General features: G+C 41.1%; 18 protein-coding genes and 1 other RNA gene. 8 read left to right on the top strand and 11 right to left on the bottom strand.

All coding sequences use genetic code 11. The features are described from left to right. Nucleotides 1-111 precede the first annotated feature (111 nt). The gene (locus ACTF5Q_RS06815) at nucleotides 112-1,602 is read left to right on the top strand and encodes an AAA family ATPase (protein ID WP_438953887.1); all 1,491 of its coding nucleotides are present in this window, start codon (nucleotides 112-114) and stop codon (nucleotides 1,600-1,602) included. A gap of 43 nt (nucleotides 1,603-1,645) precedes the next feature. Here ACTF5Q_RS06815 and dtd read toward each other — a convergent pair whose 3' ends face one another. Together dtd and ACTF5Q_RS06805 are read right to left on the bottom strand one after the other, a co-directional pair. Next, entirely contained in the window at nucleotides 1,646-2,089 is a 444-nt protein-coding gene (dtd, locus tag ACTF5Q_RS06810; protein WP_438953886.1) for a D-aminoacyl-tRNA deacylase, read from the bottom strand. Next, nucleotides 2,089-2,937, bottom strand: coding sequence for a pseudouridine synthase (locus ACTF5Q_RS06805; RefSeq protein ID WP_438953885.1), 849 nt, complete (start codon nucleotides 2,935-2,937; stop codon nucleotides 2,089-2,091). The genes dtd and ACTF5Q_RS06805 overlap by 1 nt, the downstream gene beginning before the upstream one ends. Nucleotides 2,938-3,016: 79 nt before the next feature. On the opposite strand from ACTF5Q_RS06805, the gene ACTF5Q_RS06800 reads away from it, so the two are divergent. After that, a complete protein-coding gene (locus ACTF5Q_RS06800; protein WP_438954008.1) occupies nucleotides 3,017-3,451 on the top strand; it encodes a nucleoside deaminase in 435 nt (144 codons plus the stop codon). A gap of 61 nt (nucleotides 3,452-3,512) precedes the next feature. Here the strand turns inward: ACTF5Q_RS06800 and ileS are convergent, their stop codons facing one another. The 5 genes from ileS to ACTF5Q_RS06775 all read right to left on the bottom strand — a co-directional run bounded on the left by ileS (nucleotide 3,513) and on the right by ACTF5Q_RS06775 (nucleotide 11,479). Continuing rightward, the gene (gene ileS, locus ACTF5Q_RS06795; protein ID WP_438953884.1) at nucleotides 3,513-6,401 is read right to left on the bottom strand and encodes an isoleucine--tRNA ligase; all 2,889 of its coding nucleotides are present in this window, start codon (nucleotides 6,399-6,401) and stop codon (nucleotides 3,513-3,515) included. Between the two features lie 188 nt (nucleotides 6,402-6,589). Then, a complete protein-coding gene (gene ptsP / locus ACTF5Q_RS06790) occupies nucleotides 6,590-8,830 on the bottom strand; it encodes a phosphoenolpyruvate--protein phosphotransferase (RefSeq protein WP_438953883.1) in 2,241 nt (746 codons plus the stop codon). A gap of 18 nt (nucleotides 8,831-8,848) precedes the next feature. Further along, on the bottom strand, nucleotides 8,849-10,090 hold the full coding sequence (locus tag ACTF5Q_RS06785) for an aspartate kinase (RefSeq protein ID WP_438953882.1): 1,242 nt from the start codon (nucleotides 10,088-10,090) through the stop codon (nucleotides 8,849-8,851). Nucleotides 10,091-10,205: 115 nt separating this feature from the next. Further along, entirely contained in the window at nucleotides 10,206-10,631 is a 426-nt protein-coding gene (locus ACTF5Q_RS06780; protein WP_438953881.1) for a DUF1178 family protein, read from the bottom strand. Between the two features lie 65 nt (nucleotides 10,632-10,696). Continuing rightward, a complete protein-coding gene (locus ACTF5Q_RS06775; protein ID WP_438953880.1) occupies nucleotides 10,697-11,479 on the bottom strand; it encodes a phytanoyl-CoA dioxygenase family protein in 783 nt (260 codons plus the stop codon). A 109-nt stretch (nucleotides 11,480-11,588) separates the two neighbouring features. On the opposite strand from ACTF5Q_RS06775, the gene ACTF5Q_RS06770 reads away from it, so the two are divergent. Then, nucleotides 11,589-12,638 carry a zinc-binding dehydrogenase gene (locus ACTF5Q_RS06770; RefSeq protein ID WP_438953879.1) on the top strand — a complete coding sequence of 350 codons (1,050 nt, stop codon included), beginning with the start codon at nucleotides 11,589-11,591 and terminating at the stop codon, nucleotides 12,636-12,638. Nucleotides 12,639-12,687: 49 nt separating this feature from the next. Here ACTF5Q_RS06770 and ACTF5Q_RS06765 read toward each other — a convergent pair whose 3' ends face one another. Genes ACTF5Q_RS06765 through ACTF5Q_RS06755 form a run of 3 tightly spaced genes read right to left on the bottom strand, consistent with a single transcriptional unit; the run spans nucleotide 12,688 to nucleotide 15,201 of the window. Then, a complete protein-coding gene (locus tag ACTF5Q_RS06765; protein ID WP_438953878.1) occupies nucleotides 12,688-13,440 on the bottom strand; it encodes a LamB/YcsF family protein in 753 nt (250 codons plus the stop codon). Nucleotides 13,441-13,454: 14 nt separating this feature from the next. Next, nucleotides 13,455-14,456 (bottom strand): biotin-dependent carboxyltransferase family protein, encoded by a 1,002-nt coding sequence (locus ACTF5Q_RS06760; RefSeq protein WP_438953877.1) that lies wholly within the window; start codon nucleotides 14,454-14,456, stop codon nucleotides 13,455-13,457. Nucleotide 14,457: 1 nt separating this feature from the next. Then, the gene (locus tag ACTF5Q_RS06755; protein ID WP_438953876.1) at nucleotides 14,458-15,201 is read right to left on the bottom strand and encodes a 5-oxoprolinase subunit B family protein; all 744 of its coding nucleotides are present in this window, start codon (nucleotides 15,199-15,201) and stop codon (nucleotides 14,458-14,460) included. A gap of 170 nt (nucleotides 15,202-15,371) precedes the next feature. On the opposite strand from ACTF5Q_RS06755, the gene gatC reads away from it, so the two are divergent. The 5 genes from gatC (at nucleotide 15,372) to rpmG (ending at nucleotide 18,435) form a co-directional block, all read left to right on the top strand. Then, a complete protein-coding gene (gene gatC / locus ACTF5Q_RS06750; RefSeq protein WP_153693666.1) occupies nucleotides 15,372-15,659 on the top strand; it encodes an Asp-tRNA(Asn)/Glu-tRNA(Gln) amidotransferase subunit GatC in 288 nt (95 codons plus the stop codon). Next, nucleotides 15,659-17,140 (top strand): Asp-tRNA(Asn)/Glu-tRNA(Gln) amidotransferase subunit GatA, encoded by a 1,482-nt coding sequence (gatA, locus tag ACTF5Q_RS06745; protein ID WP_438953875.1) that lies wholly within the window; start codon nucleotides 15,659-15,661, stop codon nucleotides 17,138-17,140. Before gatC ends, gatA begins: the two co-directional genes overlap by 1 nt. A 6-nt stretch (nucleotides 17,141-17,146) precedes the next feature. Further along, nucleotides 17,147-17,707: a hypothetical protein gene (locus ACTF5Q_RS06740; RefSeq protein ID WP_438953874.1), complete on the top strand. Its 561-nt coding sequence runs from the start codon at nucleotides 17,147-17,149 to the stop codon at nucleotides 17,705-17,707. A gap of 49 nt (nucleotides 17,708-17,756) precedes the next feature. Continuing rightward, nucleotides 17,757-18,153: RNase P RNA component class A (gene rnpB / locus ACTF5Q_RS06735), an RNA gene on the top strand. Between the two features lie 114 nt (nucleotides 18,154-18,267). Continuing rightward, nucleotides 18,268-18,435, top strand: a complete 168-nt coding sequence (gene rpmG / locus ACTF5Q_RS06730) for a 50S ribosomal protein L33 (protein ID WP_153691892.1) — start codon at nucleotides 18,268-18,270, stop codon at nucleotides 18,433-18,435. A gap of 48 nt (nucleotides 18,436-18,483) precedes the next feature. Here the strand turns inward: rpmG and ACTF5Q_RS06725 are convergent, their stop codons facing one another. Then, nucleotides 18,484-19,263: a Bax inhibitor-1/YccA family protein gene (locus ACTF5Q_RS06725; protein WP_438953873.1), complete on the bottom strand. Its 780-nt coding sequence runs from the start codon at nucleotides 19,261-19,263 to the stop codon at nucleotides 18,484-18,486. Nucleotides 19,264-19,356: the final 93 nt, after the last annotated feature.

Below are 19,356 nucleotides of genomic sequence, written 5' to 3'. Positions count from 1 at the left end.
TATCCACTCTAAATAATAAAAGCATTTAATAAATTAACTATATAACGGTAAACTATACCTTTTTATCATGTTTAACTGGTAAGCATTAATCTTTTATATATGGTGCATAAAATGCATCAGAATTTTAACCCGCTATCTTTTGATCAAGACCAAGCTCTAAGTAATGTTTTGGTTATTTTAGAGCGAGCCGGAATAAATTTAAGAACTGGTCAAATTTCAGCGCAAATTCCTAAGACTAAATCAGTACACGCGCTTATAGGAAGTGCCGGCTCAGGTAAAACTGCGTTATTAAGTCATATAACTGAAAAAATGGTTGAGGTCGGTGTAGAAAGTATATCGGGTGATTTTGAAATTAGGAAAAATAAGAAAAAGCGTACAATTTCAATTTTAGCTCCGACAAATAAAGCGGCAAATATACTCCGAATGAGAGGTGTGCCCGCAACTACTATTCACCGAATACTATATACCCCCGTTTATGATCCCGATTATGAAAGAATAGTGGAGTGGCTGGTCGGTGAAAGAGATGAAAAGCCTGTTTTGGATGGTTTGTCAGAGAATTCGTTAAGTCGCGCATGGGATTTTTACAGATCTAATAAGTCTATTCCTGGGGCGCTGGCAGCGGCGGGCCTGAAAGGCTCTGATTTTATAAGTGGCTGGAAAAGGAGAGAAGAGCCCTTGGACATTGGTTTTATTGATGAGTCATCAATGCTTGATGATGATCAGTTAAATGATTTGAAGGAGATTTTTTCAACCTTAATATTATTTGGCGATCCAGCTCAACTCGCGCCAATCAACCAATCAGGACGGATGATTTTTGACAAGCTTTCGTCTGAGAATAAGTCAGTTCTATCACAAATTCACAGGCAGGCTTCGGATAATCCAATTCTAAAGCTTTCAAATTTTTTACTAGATACTGCAACCGACTTTACAGACTTTGAACGGCAATTACGTGAAATTGCAAACGAAGATAATAGAGTTGTTTGGGCTCAAAGAGTGAATGTAGATCTTATGGCCCGTAGCCCAGTTCTGGTTTGGCGGAATGCTACTCGAATAAGGTTAATAAATGCTTTTCGCACTGTATATAATGCGCCAAATGATAGATTACTTGAAGGTGAACCGCTTATTTGTGATGGACTGGAATTACCACTTAAACATAGGAAAAAAAGGATTGATCTTGAAGCTCGTGGACTAACTAAAGGTGCTAACGTTATTTATCTAGGACCTGGTAAAAAGATGGGGTTCTCAAAGCTTTTTGTGGTGGGGTCTGATGCGCCTAGGCTTTCAGCTGCGTCAATAATCAAAATTGAACTGCCGAATGAAGATGAACCATTCATTCCGTTTGCTGCCACTATGGGAGCTGTTTTTCTGCATGGCTCTGCTGTGACTATTCATAAAGCTCAAGGCTCACAATGGGAAAATGTACAAGTTTTTGGGCCAGATATTTACGCGGCAGCCCAGACCAACAGGATGGAGTCAGGTTTGCCACTTTGGAAAAGGCTAGCATATGTTGCAATAACGCGTGCCCAGGAAAAACTCTATTGGATTACCCGTAGTCGTTTGTCGAAGCCAGTTAGCCCTCTTGATATTTCCGATCTAAATTAAGTGGTCAAAGCCAGTGGCAAATTACATGAGCAAATATAATTGATCAGCTATTGCTATCGAGCCAAAAAGTTGCAGGACCGTTATTCAATAATTCGACTTTCATGCTAGCGCCAAATACCCCTTGCTGCGTTGGAATTTTTATTCGTTTGAGGTTCGCAATGAAAAGTTCATAGAAGTAGTTTGCGTCTTGTGGGTTTGCAGCACTTGAAAAACCAGGTCGGTTTCCTTTTTTAATGTCTGCAGCTAACGTAAATTGTGAAACAACTAACGCTTCTCCACCGATATCATGAAGAGTTAAGTCCATCTTTCCTTCAGATGACTCAAAGATCCTTAGTTTTGAAATTTTTTGTGTAAGTGTATTTACAACATTCTCGTCGTCGCCTTTCATAGCGCAAACAAAAATTAAGAGTCCCTTAGCACAGCTACCCTTAAGTTTGCCATCGACATATACCTTTGCTGATGAAACCCTTTGTAAGAGTACCCTCATTACTTATTTCGCCTTTCACTTCTATTAACGTTACGTTTTCCCGAAATGTTACTATTATCATTTAAGCTTTTTGTTCCAGAATACTTTTTCTGGCTTTTTTCTGCTTGCGAATTATCAACTCTATCTTTTAGTAAGTTCTTTACCCTACTCAATCGAACCTCTTGGACTTCACCCTTTTTTAACGTGCCAAGTTCAAAATCTCCGAAGCTAATTCTCAATAACCGATTTACAGATAATCCCACAAAGCCGAGTGCTTTGCGGATTTCTCGGTTTTTACCCTCACGAAGCCCAATACTTAGCCAAGCATTTGCGCCCGTTTGACGATCAAAGGAAACATCCATTGGTTTAAAGTGTGTGCCTTCTACAAAAATTCCGTGCCTTAATGGTTCGAGCATACTATCCTTCAACTTACCTTTAACTCGTACTCGGTATCGCCTCAGCCAACCAGTTGAGGGTAATTCAAGACGTCTTTTTAGTTCTCCATCGTTTGTTAGCAGCAATAGTCCTTCGGAGTTTAAATCCAGTCTTCCGATTGAAACTACTCTCGGCAGTTCCTTTGGCAGATTGTCAAAAATAGTCGGGCGATTTTTTTCATCTTTTGAGGTAGAGACGAGACCAACAGGTTTATTATATATCCATAAACGTGTCTGTTCTGGTGGTAACAATAATTTACCATCAACTTCTATGACGTCGTTTTTAGTTAGATTCAGCGCAGGACTATTTATAGTCTTACCATTCACCTTGACCCGTCCATCTAGGATTAATTTTTCGGATTCTCTTCTGCTTGCTAGCCCAGCTCTAGCAATGATTTTAGCAATACGCTCGCATTTGTTTGCTTGGTGTTTCATTAGAATTTGTGTATGTTATTATTAATAATTTAGGAAGGGCCAATTGAACTCTTTTACTAGTAGTGGCTTCACAAATTTTATGAAAATGGCCATAGAACAAGCTAAAATAGCGCAATCTGCGGGAGAGGTTCCAGTGGGTGCGGTATTGTTAGGTCCAGCTGGTGATATCTGGGCAAAGTCAGGAAACAGAACTCGAGAACTCAAAGACCCCTCAGCCCACGCTGAAGTATTAGTAATCCGGGAAGCTTGCCAAGTTCTAGGAAATGAAAGATTAATTGGTTGTGATTTATATGTTACTTTGGAACCTTGTGCTATGTGCGCTGCCTTAATTTCAGCTTCTCGAATTCGCCGGCTCTATTATGGTGCGAGTGATATAAAATCAGGTGGTGTTGAACAAGGTGCTCGTATCTTTTCACACAGTCAAACGCATCATCGACCTGAAATATATCCGGGAATATGTGAAGAAGAAGTAGTTGGACTTATGTCGAGTTTTTTTGGCGATTTAAGACAGTAAAATATTCAAAGAATATGGCTATAAGTCATTGGACCAAAAGGGTTGGTAATTGGCTTGTAAACTATTTAAGGGCTGTACTGCACCGACCGCATGTGCTCGGGTGCTTGAAATTTCCTACATCGGGTAGAATTTTCCAGCATCGCTCACATTTCGTTCCAACTGATTTCTTGAAATCAACTGCAGCGCCATCAATTTCACTTGACCTGTATGCGTCTTTAGGGGGATTTGCAGAAGTAAGTTTTATATCGGAGGTTATACAAATATCCTTAAAGGGTACAGATTCTAGAACTGAAAGCGCATCCTTGTCTTGTACATGAACGGTTGGTGCGGCTTCTAAACTAGATCCAATGACCTTATCTACCCTCTGTAATTCTAGAGCAGATGTGACTAGTCGTCTGTAGTTCCTTACAATTGACCATTTTTTTGCGAGTTTATCATCCCGCCATTCAGATGGTGTGTTTGGTATATCTACAAGATGAACGGAACTATCTTTGTCAGGATAACGTTCAAGCCAGACCTCTTCCATTGTAAATACCAAAATCGGTGCTAACCATGTCGTTAGACGATGAAAAAGTAAGTTCAGTACTGTTCGAGCCGATCTTCGTTCGATGGTATCTCCATCGCAGTAGAGGACATCTTTCCGGATATCAAAGTAAAAGGATGATAAATCTACGGTTGCAAAGGTAAAAACGGCTTGGAAAACACCCTGAAAATCGTAAGAGTCGTATCCTTGTTGTACTTTTTCATCTAACTCACAAAGCCGATGCAAAACCCAACGCTCTAATTCTGGCATTTCATTTGAGACTGTTTCGTCTGATACATCGTAATCACTAAGTGATCCCAGCATGAAACGCATTGTGTTTCGCAGTCTTCGATAACTGTCCGCTACACCCTTCAAAATTTCAGGCCCAATTCGTAAATCTGCAGTATAGTCCGATTGAGCAACCCACAATCTTAAAATATCAGCACCATATTGCTTGATAACTTGCTCGGGAGCTATCGTATTTCCCAAAGACTTTGACATTTTCGTGCCTTTTTCGTCCAGCGTGAACCCATGCGTTAGAACGCCATGATACGGCGCCCGTCCCTTTGTCCCGCATGACTGAAGCATCGATGAATGGAACCAACCTCTATGTTGATCAGTTCCCTCTAGATACAAATCAGCAAAACCGTCGTCAGATCCATCGTCGCGGTCTCTTAAAACAAAAGCGTGTGTTGAGCCGCTATCGAACCAAACATCTAAGATATCAAAAACTTGGTTGTAATGATCTGGATTTTCTAGTCCTTTCAAAAAACGCTCTTTTGCATTCTGCTTATACCAAGCGTCTGCACCTTCTGTTTCGAAGGCTTCCGCAATCCGTTTGTTTACTTGCTCATTACGAAGTAAAAAATCACGATCAGTCGGTTGGGCGCCTTTTTTCGTAAAACAAGTAAGCGGAACTCCCCATGCTCGCTGCCGAGACAAGACCCAGTCTGGCCTTGCTTCTATCATTGAATACAGTCGATTGCGTCCAGTTTTTGGCGTCCACTGAACGAGCTTATCAATCGACTTTAGCGCTCTTTGCCGAATTGTATCGCCATATTCATCAAAAGTATCATCGACTTTCTTATCAATAGCTGCGAACCACTGTGGTGTATTTCTGAAAACTATTGGTGCTTTTGACCGCCAAGAATGGGGATAGCTGTGGGTCAGACGTCCTCGAGCAATAATATTCCCGGCCTCGACAAGTTTATTTATAACCTCAGTGTTCGCTTTCCCTTCTTTGCCTTTTCGATCGAAAACTGTAAGACCTGCAAAGAAGGGGACATGTGCCAAAAATTCACTTTCTTCACCCACATTGTGGGTCATTCTGTCCAGCCAGTTACGTTTTAAAAAACACTCATAGTCGTCTGCTCCGTGACTGGGCGCCGTATGCACAAACCCTGTGCCTGCATCGTCTGTAACATGATCTCCATCTATTACTGGTACATCATAGCTCCAAAATGAATCTAATTCTGAGAAGGGGTGTTGGCACACACAATCTTTTAACTCGGAACTCAGAACATCTTTAACTCTCGTGTGTTTGGTAACTCTAGATTTTTCTAATGTTTCACTGGCCAAGTTGTCAGCAATTATATAGTACTCACCTTTTGCGGTCCAACTTTCCTCTGATGTTTCATCAACGTGATATAAACCATAAGAAATTTTGGGATTGAAGGCGATTGCGCGATTTGATGGAATGGTCCACGGTGTCGTGGTCCAAATAACTATTCGAGCTTTTGATATTTTCGCTGATGCATTTTTAATTTTAAAGGCGACCCAAATGGTGTGAGACTTGTGGTCATGATATTCTATTTCAGCTTCTGCCAATGCAGTCTTTTCAACCGGTGACCACATTACAGGTTTCGATCCTTGGTAAAGGGTCCCATTCATTAAGAATGTCATGAACTCTTCTGCGATTACTCTTTCAGCATGGAAGTCCATTGTAAGGTATGGGTTTTCCCACTTTCCCATAACTCCTAATCTTTTGAATTCCTCCCTCTGGGTCTCTACCCAGCCAGCGGCAAATTTTCGGCATTCCTGTCTGAAATCTATAATATCAACATCGTCTTTATTTTTTCCTTTGGACCGATATTGTTCCTCGATTTTCCACTCAATTGGTAATCCATGACAATCCCATCCAGGGATATATCTCGCGTCTTTTCCCATCATTTGTTGGCTACGAACGACCATATCTTTCAGAATTTTGTTAAGTGCATGGCCAATATGCAGATGTCCGTTCGCATATGGGGGGCCATCATGTAATATAAATGAAGATCTGCTCTTTTTTTGGCGAAGAGTGTCATAAACCTTAATATTTTCCCACTTTGCGAGCCATTCTGGTTCTCGTTTTGGTAATCCGGCTCTCATTGGAAAATCTGTTTTTGGCAGATTTAAGGTATCTTTGTAGTCTGGTATTTCAGCACACATTACGAATGTTCTCTAATTTTTTGGTATTTTTCGAATTGATTTGATTTGTAGATAGCTAGTCCCGGCCACTTCTAATCAATAAGCGCCGGGCAAATAATTAGGAAGAATGATGTCCTGATGTTACACATAGCGTACGTATAGCGAAATCAAACTTGCGCGTCCAGAGCAAAGCTCTTTCGACTGATATATCAAATTGATTTAATATATTTTTCAACTGCAGTCCTAACGCTCGATGATCCGCTTGCAATTTCTGAATTCATGATATTGCTTAATTCTTCAAGATTTACGCGTCTAAGCAAGTGTTTGACTGGGCCTATTGACGCTGGTCTCATGGATAGACTCGAGAACCCAATAGCACAGAGGCAAACGGCTTCTATTGGTCGCCCTGCATCTTCTCCGCAGAAGGAAATAGGCGTTTTCAATTCTTTACAGCGATTGATTACAAACTTGAGATAAGTGAGAAAACTACTGCTTAGAGTGTCATATTTTCGTCTCACCAATTCATTTTCCCTATCCGCAGCAAAAAAGAACTGTTTAAGATCGTTGCCTCCAACAGATAAAAAATCTACAGCCGTAAAAAAGTCTTCTGGAGCATAGGCGAGAGATGGAGTTTCGAGCATTGCTCCAACTTTGAGTTCATTCGGAATGTTATGTCCCAACCGTTTTTCTCCACTCAAAACTCTATCGACTAATTCTTTTGCCTTATAAAACTCACTATCTTGTGAAATTAGTGGAAACATTATTGATAAATTGCGTCCATTCGAGGCACGAATTAATGCTTCTATTTGCATTCTCATAATGCTGGGTCTGTCTAATGCAATTCTTATTGCCCGCCAGCCTAAGGCAGGGTTGGCTTCGTTTATATTGGGCATGTAAGATAAAACTTTATCGGAACCTATATCAAGCGTTCGAAAAACAATTTCTTTGCCTTTCGCAGCCTCTAGTACTCTCGAGTAAAGGTTTTTTAACTCGGATCTTTTGGGCATCTGGTTTCTTATTAAGAATTGTAACTCAGTACGAAACAACCCGACGCCGTTAGCACCTGAGCTGGTCAGACTTGGTAAATCAGCCATCAAACCAGCATTCATGCGTAAGTCAATTATTTTGCCATCTGTAGTCTTTGCGGGTTCCTCTCTAAGAGCTGTGTAACGGGCTTGGTTTTCAGCTTCCATTGCAATTTTTTCAGAAAATGCATTCGCAACATTATCATCAGGACGCAAATGCACTATTCCTTGTGTACCATCCACTAGAATAGGGTCACCATTCAAAGCTTCAGTTGTTATGTTTGCTGCATTTATCACTAAAGGTATACTCAGGGCGCGCGCCACGATTGCGGCATGGCTGCCAACAGATCCTTCTTCTAGAACAACTGCTTTAAGTTTCCGTCCATAATCCAATAGCTCTGCCGGTCCAATATTACGAGCAATCAGGATCGGATCTTTTGGAATTTCTGCTCCAGTATCAGTACCCTGTCCGGTTAAAATTCGTAACAACCTATTAGACAAATCATCTAGATCATGAAGCCTTTCTCTCATGTAACTATCTGCCACTTGGCTCATGCGGGCTCTTGCAGCGGATTGCTCTTTTTCTACGGCTGCTTCGGCTGATAAGCCTTGATCGATATCAGCTTCCATACGCCGAAGCCACCCGCGTGAGTTTGCGAACATGCGGAAAGCTTTAAGAATTTCAGTTTGTTCTTTATCTCCGTCGGCAATCTTATCTACAATTTCATCTACGCCCTGCCTAAGAAGATCTACAGCATTTTGGAGTCTTATTTTTTCTTCTTTTGGATCATCAGAGACTAAATTTGTTACAACTACTCTGGGCTCGTGAAGCCAAACACTACCTTTTGCCGCTCCCTCTTGTCCGCTTGTTCCGCGAAACAAGACGGATTGCTGATGCAATGCCGTAAGTCCTGTTTCATCACCCACAAAAGCCCCAAGTTCAGTCATCTCGGCAAGAACCATTGCAACTACTTCAAGTGCGTAAATTTCTTCGCTACTAAATTTCCGTAACTGTTTGGATTGGGTTACAAGAACGCCAAGAGTTTCTCCTAATCTTTGAATGGGCACACCGGCAAAAGAAGAAAAAATCTCTTCTCCAGTTTCTGGCATAAATCTGAAGCCTTTTGATGATGGAGCATTTTCTGTATTTATTACTTTCTTTGATCGGGCAACTCTACCTACAAGTCCTTCACCAATTCTAAGCCTAGTTTGATGAACCGCTTCTGCCTTTAGACCCTCAGTTGCACATAGCTCGAGGGTTTCATTATCTCTGAATAAATAGATCGAACATACTTCGGCACTCATAGAGTCGGCAATTAAATGGGTGATTTTATCTAATCTCGCCTGGCCTTTCTGTTCTTCGGCCATTGTATCGCGCAAACGACGCAGTAGTTGCTGGCTATCTGTCTGAGTACGTTCTGACACGCTTTATCTCTCTCGTTTTTAGGAGGAAACTTCATGTAATTCAAATGCATCATGCAATGACTGTACTGCAAGTTCCAAATATTTTCTGTCAACTAAAACAGATATCTTTATTTCAGAGGTTGCAATCACTTTAATATTTATTCCTTCATCTGAAAGAGTTTGAAACATTTTGGCTGCAACACCTGATTGTGATCTCATTCCAATTCCAACTGCAGAAATTTTCGAAACATTTGTATCTGCAAGTAAGTCTTGGAAATTTATTAATTCAGACTCCTTTGCGGTATTTAATGCCATTTCAGCCCTGCTTACCTGATCTATTGGACATGAGAAAGTCATGTCAGTTCTTCCAGCTTCAGCGATATTCTGAATGATCATATCGACATTTATACCCGCATCGGACAGTGGACCAAAAATAGCAGCAGCAATCCCAGGTCTATCTGCTACTGATACTAATGTCATTTTGGCCTCGTCTCGTGAATATGCAATTCCTGATACTACATTTGATTCCATAATTTCCTCCTCATCGCAGACAAGTGTTCCCGCTTTGTTGCTGGGCTCTTCGAAGCTAGATAAAACCCGCAACTTAACTTTAAATCGCATAGCCATTTCGACAGATCGTGTTTGCAAAACTTTCGCACCGAGAGATGCAAGCTCAAGCATTTCCTCATAGGAAATTTTATCGAGCTTTATCGCTTTGCCACATACTCGTGGATCTGTAGTGTAGACTCCGTCGACGTCAGTATAGATATCACATCTTTCCGCTTCAAACGCTGCAGCAAATGCCACGGCAGTGGTATCAGACCCCCCTCTGCCCAAGGTTGTAATGCGGTCTTCATTGCTAATTCCTTGAAACCCCGCGACTACTGCAACTTTCATTCCTTGAGCAAACTTTTCATTAATTATTTGAGGCGAAATACTTTCTATCCTCGCTGACGAATGAGCCGAAGTAGTTTGAACTGGGACTTGCCAGCCTTGCCAGCTTCTGGCTGGAATATCCATTTCCTGCAAAGTAAGTGCCATAAGACCTGCCGTGACATTCTCACCTGATGAAACTACAGCATCATATTCACGTGCGTCATAAAACTGTGAGGTGTCGTTTACCCAATCAACCAATTCGTTTGTTTTACCAGACATTGCTGATACTATAACAATAACATTCTTCCCATGAGCCACCTCAAGCGCAACTCGTTTAGCCGCCCTTTTTATTCGGTCGACATTTGCAACAGAAGTACCGCCAAATTTCATTACAAGTAGAGACATGTTATCCTATTTACTCCATCGCAGGCGGTGTAAATGTTAATTACATAACATACAAGTCACATGTAAAAGTAACCATGAACCTAAAATAAGGTTATTTTTTGTTTAAAATAAATACTTAGTTGGTTTTTTTTGCCGGAAGAAATGGTAATGGCATAACGGGAATTCCATCATCTATGAGTTTTTTGGCATCGTCGGCCTTCGCTTCGCCATAAATTGATCGTTCTGGAGCTTCACCTAGATACATTGATCTAGCTTCATTAGCAAAATTGTTTCCAACGTACTCAGAATTTGCTTCTATTTTCTTTTTCAATTCTAGGATGTCATTTTTGATTTTTGATTTTGTTTGTATTTCTTTACGCGGTTCATCTTTTTTTCTAGAAGTGCTTACACTTGGCGCCATTATAGCCTTGGTAATATTTGTTGAACCACATTCTGAACATATAATCAGTGATTTATTTATTAGCATATCGAAAGCTTCAACTGATTTGAACCAACTGTCAAATCTATGGTTTTTGTCGCATTTCAAAGTGTAATTAATCATACTAGCTCATTATATTCCCACTAGTTATCTACGTTAGTTTATTTTAAATTCAAGTAATATTAATTTCAAAAATCAATAAACGGAAACCAATCTGTTCGAAGAACCTGGCCTTCTACCATCTTATGATTTGGAAATGGGGGAGAAGTTGGGCCAGGTCTCTCTGTATATCTGGTATCGTCACCTAGTAGCCTCAACGAAAATGCTCGCCTCTGTTGGTCTGCTGCAGCACCACGAGCGCCGTGCAAAATGTCGAAGTTAAATGCCACGGCATCTCCAGGTTTCATATCGAACTCTCTGATATCCATTTGTTCTTTGTCCGGGTCTGGAACGGGTAAATATTCATCCGCATTAGGATAGAAATTTTCGTTTGATAACCATTTTGTTGGGAGTACAGGCTTTGGCCATTTGTGTGACCCCGTCACCATTCTTAAAGTAGCTTTTTTGACTGGATCAAGAGGAACCCAGAAACTTAAAGTCTTTTTTCCTTTCACAAAATAATACGGTCCATCTGTATGCCATGGAGTCGGTTTTAAAGTTCCCGCAGCTTTTACTAAAACATGATCATGGAACAGCTGTACAGTTGTAGATTGCATAAGAAGTGCCGCTGCTTTGGCAATATTTTTATCAAATGCAGCATTCCGAAATTCATTGATACGTTGCCAGTTACAATAGTCGTCAAAAAAGCGCCCGATCTCGCCTTCATTTAAATTTTCTGCAGCGTATGGACCGGGTTCCTCGATGTTCTTTTGCACGCCCATTCTTAAACTGTCTAAATGTTCTTTGAACAACCCAGGTAAAAATGCAATTCCGTCATTTTGAAAAGAGTCTATGGTTGCTTGGCTTAACATCTCATCACATAACTTTTTTAGAAATCATAGACGATCTTTTTGGGGAGTTTTGTCAATGGCTTTGTTTAAAAATTTAAGATAAACTGGGACAATAAGATTGGATCTTTATATGAAAGCATCTGTTTTACATAAATTTGGTACACCGCCGACTTTTGAAGAAATAGTAGACCCAGTATGCGGACCAAACTCGGTAGTAATAGAATTAAAGGCATGTGGCGTTTGTAGATCTGACTATCATGCCTGGTCGGGTAGTGATCCGGATGTCAAACTGCCTCATATTATGGGGCATGAATTGGCTGGTATTATAGCTGAAACTGGATCTGGAATTAAAAGATTCTCCGTTGGTGATTATGTAACCGTTCCATTCATTCTCGGGTGTGGAATATGCTCTGATTGTCAAATGAGCAATTCAACGATATGCGACAAACAGGAAACGATTGGTTTTACTGTAAGTGGCGGTTTTGCTCAATTTGTAGAAATTTATTTTGCTGATTTTAATTTGGTAAGACTTCCATGTTCGCTTGGTTTTGAAACAGCAGCGGCGATGGGATGCAGAGTTACAACAGCATTTAGAGCACTCACAGACCGTGCGCGTTTGTTGTCGGGAGAATGGTTGGCCGTTTATGGTTGTGGCGGTATTGGGACGTCCGCCATTTTGATCGCAAAAGCTCTGGGTGCAAAAGTTATCGGCATCGATATCAATACCTTGGCATTGGAAAAAGCCCGCGATCTAGGTGCTGATATTGTTTTGGACTCGGCAAAATTTCTGAATATATGGCAAGAAGTTAGGGAACTAACAAATGGAGGTGTTCATGTATCTATAGATGCGTTGGGCATAGAGGAAACATTTCAAAATAGCATTCGTTCCCTTAGAAAGCTTGGCAGGCATATTCAAGTAGGGATGCCCACTGGTAACAATGCCAATGTTTCGCTTGCCCTTCTAGATTTGATATACTCTCGACAATTGAAAGTGATTGGAACAAGGGGAATGGCGTCTGCTGGATTTAGTTCATTACTGACAATGATTGACGAGGGTTCGATTAAAATAGATAGTCTGATTTCCAAAAAGCTAAAACTAAGTCAGGTTTCTGAGGCTTTGTCGCAATTTGGTAAAAGATCTGAAGCTGGAATCACAATAATTAACAACTTTTCAACTTAATAATTTGCATCCGGTTCAAGGCCTATCCTATTCACCATACACTTCAAGATTAAAATTTTCTTATATTTATACCACTTTTTTCGAGTGCATCCTTAATCGCCTTAGCTATATTGACGGCTTCAGGCGTATCGCCATGAAGGCAAACGGTATCAATTCTAGTTTTTATTTCTTTACCAGATCGGGTAATGATCGTACCGCTTTCGACCATTTTGGCAACGCGCGCTCCGGCGATTTTTGGATCACTTATGATTGCACCTGGAATCGAGCGGTCTACTAATGTTGCATCATCATTATAACTGCGGTCTGCAAAAATTTCTCCCACCCATTTAGCTTGAAGGTTTTCAACTGCTTCCTGCTGTCTTGTCTTCACTAAGGCCATAATCGGCACTTCGCTCGAAACTGAGAGTACTGCTTCATAACATGCTTTGGCTAGTTCGTAATCTTCCGAACACATATTTGAAAGTGCACCATGTAATTTAACATGAGTTATTTCAGTGCCTTGCGCATTCGCCATTCCTTTAATTGCCCCAATTTGGTACCGAATTTGATTTTGGATAGTTTTAATCGGCAGGTCTAGGCGTCTCCGTCCAAATCCTACTAAATCATCGAAACCTGGATGCGCTCCAATCCCCACGCCTCTTTGTTTTGCTAATTTTATAGTTTTTGCCATTACATCAGGATCTCCGGCATGAAATCCACAAGCGATATTTGCAGAGGATATTATATCTAATAGAGCCTCATCATTCCCCTTTACCCAAGATCCAAAGCTTTCACCCATATCCGCATTTAAATCTACACGCATAAACTTCTCCTAGATTAATCCTTGGCCCATACCGCACCGTCAATCAAATTAAAATCAAGCAAATCTTCCATTTTTTCGGGATCACGAATTGGTGCTGAGCATCTCCGTTTGATGAGTTCTAAACTTTTAGTATCTTCTGCAACAATCCTATTTGCTTCCTCTCGTGCTATAAACTTAAATTTAACTTTTTTATCAGGTTTTAGCTGAGCAATTGCTGGTAGATCAGGAGGAATGATACATCCTATGCGTGGATAACCTCCCATTGTTTGACAGTCAGCCAAAAGTACAAATGGTTGCCCAAAACCTGTCATTTGAATATCCCCCGGGACTATCACATCTGACAATATTTTCAGTTGATTGGAAGTAGAAAAGCCCGAACCAGTATGGGTTAATTTAACTCCCCCTCTACTCGACTGATTATCAATTGAGAATTCTGTATCTATAAACCTTTCAATTGTTTCTTGATTAAATAATTTAGTCTGAAAAGACTCAACTAATCTAAAAGTAGTTAAATCAAATCTGTTGAATGGTTCAATTTTTTGGCATTCGATTGGATCTTGTTTATTTTCAAGCTGAGCCAATATGTCTTTGGGTCGAGTGTATTGCCCGATACCGGCAACTGGTTGGGCCGAACAAGAGTTAAATATTTTGGGTGCTTTAAAACCTCCCCTTAAATGCAAATAGCTGTATCGGCCATTTTGCTGCGTTGTCAGGTTTAGTATGTTGCCTTTATATAGATAATGACTGGCATTCCAAGCCAAGGGTTTTTGATCTGCACTAGCAAGCATAGTGGCTCCCGTAAGGGCTACCATGCAGTCTTCTAAAACATTAAATATTCCTCCGTTCCCAATAAGCTCAAGAGCGGTACTATTTGGACTTTGGTCAAGTAGAGCCGCGCCCTCGGCCATTGCATAATAGTCTGCGGCACCAGACCTTGATAGTCCCAGAGATCGAAAGCCACTTCTTCCTATGTCTTGAAAGGAGGAAAATCCTAAAATTGACATCACTTCCAACATATTAGGTCCTAATTTCTGATATTTTTACTCCACCAAGCCCATCAGAATTGTTACTCTTTATTTGAGCCAACTCGCTTGGATTAATTTCCAAAAAAGTTATTTCATCGCCTGGGTTGAGTAAAATTGGTTGTTGTCTGTTAGAATTGAAGCATTCGAATGCTGTTTGGCCAATATGGTGCCAGCCAGTTGGGGTGCTATTTGAAAAAATAATTAATTGTCGAATTGCGCAAACCAGCGCACTTTTGGGTACATTTTTTGATACCTCAGCCAACCGCGGTACGTCCCATTTTTCAGAAAGCAAACCGGCATAAGGCTGACCTGGAGAAAATCCGATAGTCATAACGCGGGTTTTCGTTGTGGTAAATTCGCTTATTGCTTGAGCTCTGCTAAGTTTTGCTAACTTTATGACTTTTTCAAACTGTGGCGCCAAGTCAGTTCCGAACACGCAGGGTATCTTAAATAGCTTGCGATTTAAGGGTAGCTCTGACGTGTACCAATTTTTTTCTTTAAGCACATCATCAAAAAAATTTAGGATTGAATCGGCTGGTGATATTTTTATATCGAGTCTGAAATATGCGGCTGTCAATGAGTTGGAGCTTTCTATTATATACGGGTGATTTTTTTTCTCTATTTCTTGTCGAAAAGCTAGAGCCGCTGAGTTCCCACTTTCACAAATTTCTTGGGAAAACTGAACCAAAATGCCATCCAGCCCCACGAAATTCATTTTTGGAAAATTATCTGTCATATATCTTTCGTTTTTCTGCACTATGTTCTTAGCAACTTATCGCCAAATAAAGCAACTTTAGTAATCGACCCATTTATAACTTTTGACACGTTGCAAATATCGCTTACAGATACTTGCAGTAACCCCTAATGAACGTTAAATGATCTTAGCCCATTTAATGGAGAGATTATATGTCAATTGATAGAGCAACAGCGGCAAGGGTGGCAAAGCTCGCACGAATTAAAGTTGAGGAAAGTTCGTTAGATAGCTTAGCAAGCGAATTTAATCAGATTTTAGGTTTTATTGAACAGCTGAATGAAGTGAATGTTGAAGGTATAGAGCCTATGACTTCTGTCTCGCCGCAAAAGTTAAAACGCCGCATCGATCAGGTTAGTGATGGGGATCAACAAGACAGGGTGCTTTCTAATGCTCCAGATGCCAGGGAAGGTTTTTTTGCTGTTCCGAAGGTGGTGGAGTAATGGCCGCATATAATAATTGGACAATTGCAGAGGCCAGAGACAAATTTCGAGCAAAGGAAATAACTTCTGAAGAACTTACACTTTCGTGCATTTCGGCGATTGATGATGCAGATGCCCTTGGAGCGTTTGTTCACAAGACGCCTGATGAGGCAATTGATCAAGCAAAATCTGCAGATTTACGTTTAAAACAAGGAGATGCTCCTGCTCTTTGTGGAATTCCTATTGGGGTCAAGGATCTTTTCGCTTGTAAAGGTGTCTTAACCCAAGCTGCTAGTAAAATTCTTGAGGGTTTCAAGCCAGAGTATGAGAGTACTGTAACGCAAAATTTGAAGAATGCTGGTGCTATAACTCTTGGTAAACTGAACATGGATGAATTTGCTATGGGCAGTTCAAACGAAACATCTGTTTATGGCAATGCTATTAATCCCTGGAAGGTTTCTGACAAAGTTTTGACGCCGGGGGGATCTTCGGGAGGGTCAGCGTCAGCCGTTGCTGCTGACTTATGTCTGGGGGCAATAGGTACAGACACTGGAGGTTCTATTCGCCAGCCTGCAGCCTTTACTGGGATTGTCGGCATAAAGCCTACCTATGGTAGGTGTTCTCGATGGGGTATAGTGTCTTTTGCTAGTTCGCTCGACCAAGCTGGCCCGATGTGTAAATCAGTGCGTGATACTGCAATTATGCTAGAGGCAATGTGTGGTTTTGATAATAAGGATAGTACTAGTTCCGAAAGTCAGGTCCCCAACTTTGAAGCTATGCTAACAGGTGATATTAAAGGTAAAAAAATTGGGATACCCCGTGAATATAGGCTCGAAGGCATGTCGCCTCAAATTGAAAGTTTGTGGCAAGATGGCGCCGATATGTTGCGTGACGCTGGTGCTGAGATCGTAGATATTTCACTGCCGCATACCAAATACGCACTTCCGGCTTACTACGTGATAGCTCCAGCGGAAGCCTCGTCAAATTTAGCAAGATATGACGGAGTGAGGTTTGGCCGACGAGCTACTTTAAGTGCAAGTGAAAACATCACTGAAATGTATGAAAGATCTAGATCTGAAGGTTTCGGGATGGAAGTTCAAAGAAGAGTGATGATAGGCACTTATGTTTTATCAGCAGGTTTCTACGATGCTTACTACAATCGTGCAAGAAAAGTCAGGTCGCTTATCAAGAAGGATTTTGAGGATGTTTTTGGGACTGGGGTTGATGCAATTTTAACACCCACAACACCATCAGCAGCCTTTGAGCTTGGTAAAATGGAAAGTGCGGATCCAGTTGAAATGTATTTAAATGATGTTTTTACTGTAACAGTTAATTTGGCTGGATTGCCCGGTATATCGATACCCGCTGGACTGAATAGTGAGGGACTTCCTCTTGGGCTTCAGTTAATTGGACGTCCATGGGAGGAGGGAGACTTGATGAATATCGCCTACACTTTGGAAACTGCTACAGGATTCTCTAAGAAACCTGAAAAGTGGTGGTAAAGAAAAGTGGCATTGAAGTTCCTTTACTTAATTAAGTCGCGGTACTCTATCCTTGCCCTTTTCTTTTTTGTATCTGCATGTGTTTCAAGTAATGATAATAGTATTGGGATACCGCCAGTAAATGTAGATGTAATAGAAGAAAATAATGGCGTCGTAAGTAAGCCAACGCTAGACAACCCTGGTTTGTCTGATGAAAACGATTTTGAAGCGGTAGCAGAGCGTCAGACCATTGAGAGTGACGCAGAGCGTTTAAAGCAAAATCAGGAAGTATACACCATAATTCAACCTACTAACGTTCCAAGAAGACCGGGAACTAACATACCTAATGTTGTTGAATATGCACTGATAACGAATAACCCACCAGGGGTCACGATTTATGAGCGTCGTTTCAAGTCACAAGCTCGGTTCGAGCGTAACTGTAACCGATATGTATCAGATAGTTCTGCTCAGGAGGCCTTTCTGATGGCTGGAGGTCCACAGAGAGATCAATTCGGAATTGATCCCGATGGGGATGGTTATGCTTGTAGATGGGATCCTAGTCCTTTTCGAAAGGCGGTAGGAAATTAGTCAAAAAATGTTGACCAATTAATATCTGCGGCTTACACGACGACTGTATGCGGGAGGCTGGATGGTCGCGGAGTTGTCAAGCTTCGAGGAAAGTCCGGACTCCACAAAGCGGCGGTGCCGGGTAACGCCCGGGCGGGGTGACCCGACGGAAAGCGCCACAGAAAATAAACCGCCTAAGTCATTTCTTGGGTAAGGGTGAAAAGGTGGGGTAAGAGCCCACCGGGTTCATGGTAACATGAGCCGCATGGCAAGCCCCACCGGGAGCAATGCCAAATAGGAGCCACGCGCGTTAGTTAGCGTTATACGCTTGATTTCGCAGATTTGCTTTGGATCAGTGGCTCGGGTAGGCAGCTAGAGGTTCGTTGGTAACATCGGACTTAGATGAATGGCCATTTATGAAGGTTAATCCTTTAGGACAGAATCCGGCTTATAGGCTTCCCGCATACTTTAATAGTCAGAAAAAATAATTTGTAATAATGGCGCATTGACGTTGACACAGACGAAATGTTCAGTACAAGGCTATCTCGACTTATGGTCGTGACTTTATCAGGAGAAATCATATGGCTAAACCAACCACAGTTAAGATACGCTTGAATTCATCAGCAGGTACTGGCCATTTCTATGTTACCAAAAAGAATGCCCGAACAATGACGGAAAAAATGGTCGTACGAAAATATGACCCGGTAGCACGAAAGCACGTCGAGTATAAAGAAGGCAAAATTAAATAAAAAAAACCGCGCCAGAGACGCGGTTTTTCTCTAAATATATAATCTATTTTATTCTTGATTACCCATAAACATCAACAAGAACTGAAACATATTTAAGAAGTCAAGATACAGGCTTAGAGCGCCGTGAATCGCTGACTTATCCAACCATTGTTGATCTCCATGATGAGCGTGCTGTAAATATTGAATTTTAATGTTTTGAGTGTCGTATGCCGTAAGGCCTGCAAACACAAGCAATCCAATAATGGAAATCGCGAACATAAGAGCTGGCGACCCCAAGAAAATATTTATAATCGACGCAATGATTATACCAATTACGCCCATTATTAGAAAAGCACCCCATCCCGAGATATCTTTTTTCGTCGTGTAACCCCACAATGACAAACCTGCAAATGCTATGGAAGTTACCAAAAAAGTTTGAACTATTGATACCGAAGTATACACAATAAAAATAGAACTTAATGAAACACCAATCAGGGATGCGAAAACAAAAAACAGTAACTGCGCTGCAGCTGCCGATGATTTACGCATTACATGCCCAAAGCCAAAAAATAATATACCCAGTGGCGCCAACATTATTATCCATCGTAGAGGAGATAGATATAGTGCTGAACCTAGCGCCGTTAGCAATGTACCATTTGCCATTTGAGCTGTTGCGTAGGAAGGGTCTGTCGTGGTTGCTAGCCCAGAAATAGCCCACGCTGCCAGAGCTGTAATAAGCATCCCAACAGACATAGTCCCGTAAACTTTGTTCATGTGAGCTCGAAGTCCGCTGTCTATTACTTCGCTTCTAGAACCAGCGGATGATCTTATAGTTTTATAATCTGCCATTTATGCCTCCAGTGAAAACATGCAATCAACCTTTATATTGGCTGATTTCTTTGCTTTTTCAACCTTCTCCAAGAAAAAAAAGTATTTTTTTTA

Source organism: Candidatus Salinivivens marinus, assembly GCF_965655845.1.
GTDB lineage: Bacteria > Pseudomonadota > Alphaproteobacteria > Rhodobacterales > Rhodobacteraceae > Salinivivens > Salinivivens marinus.
This window is presented reverse-complemented; position numbering and strand designations above follow the sequence as displayed.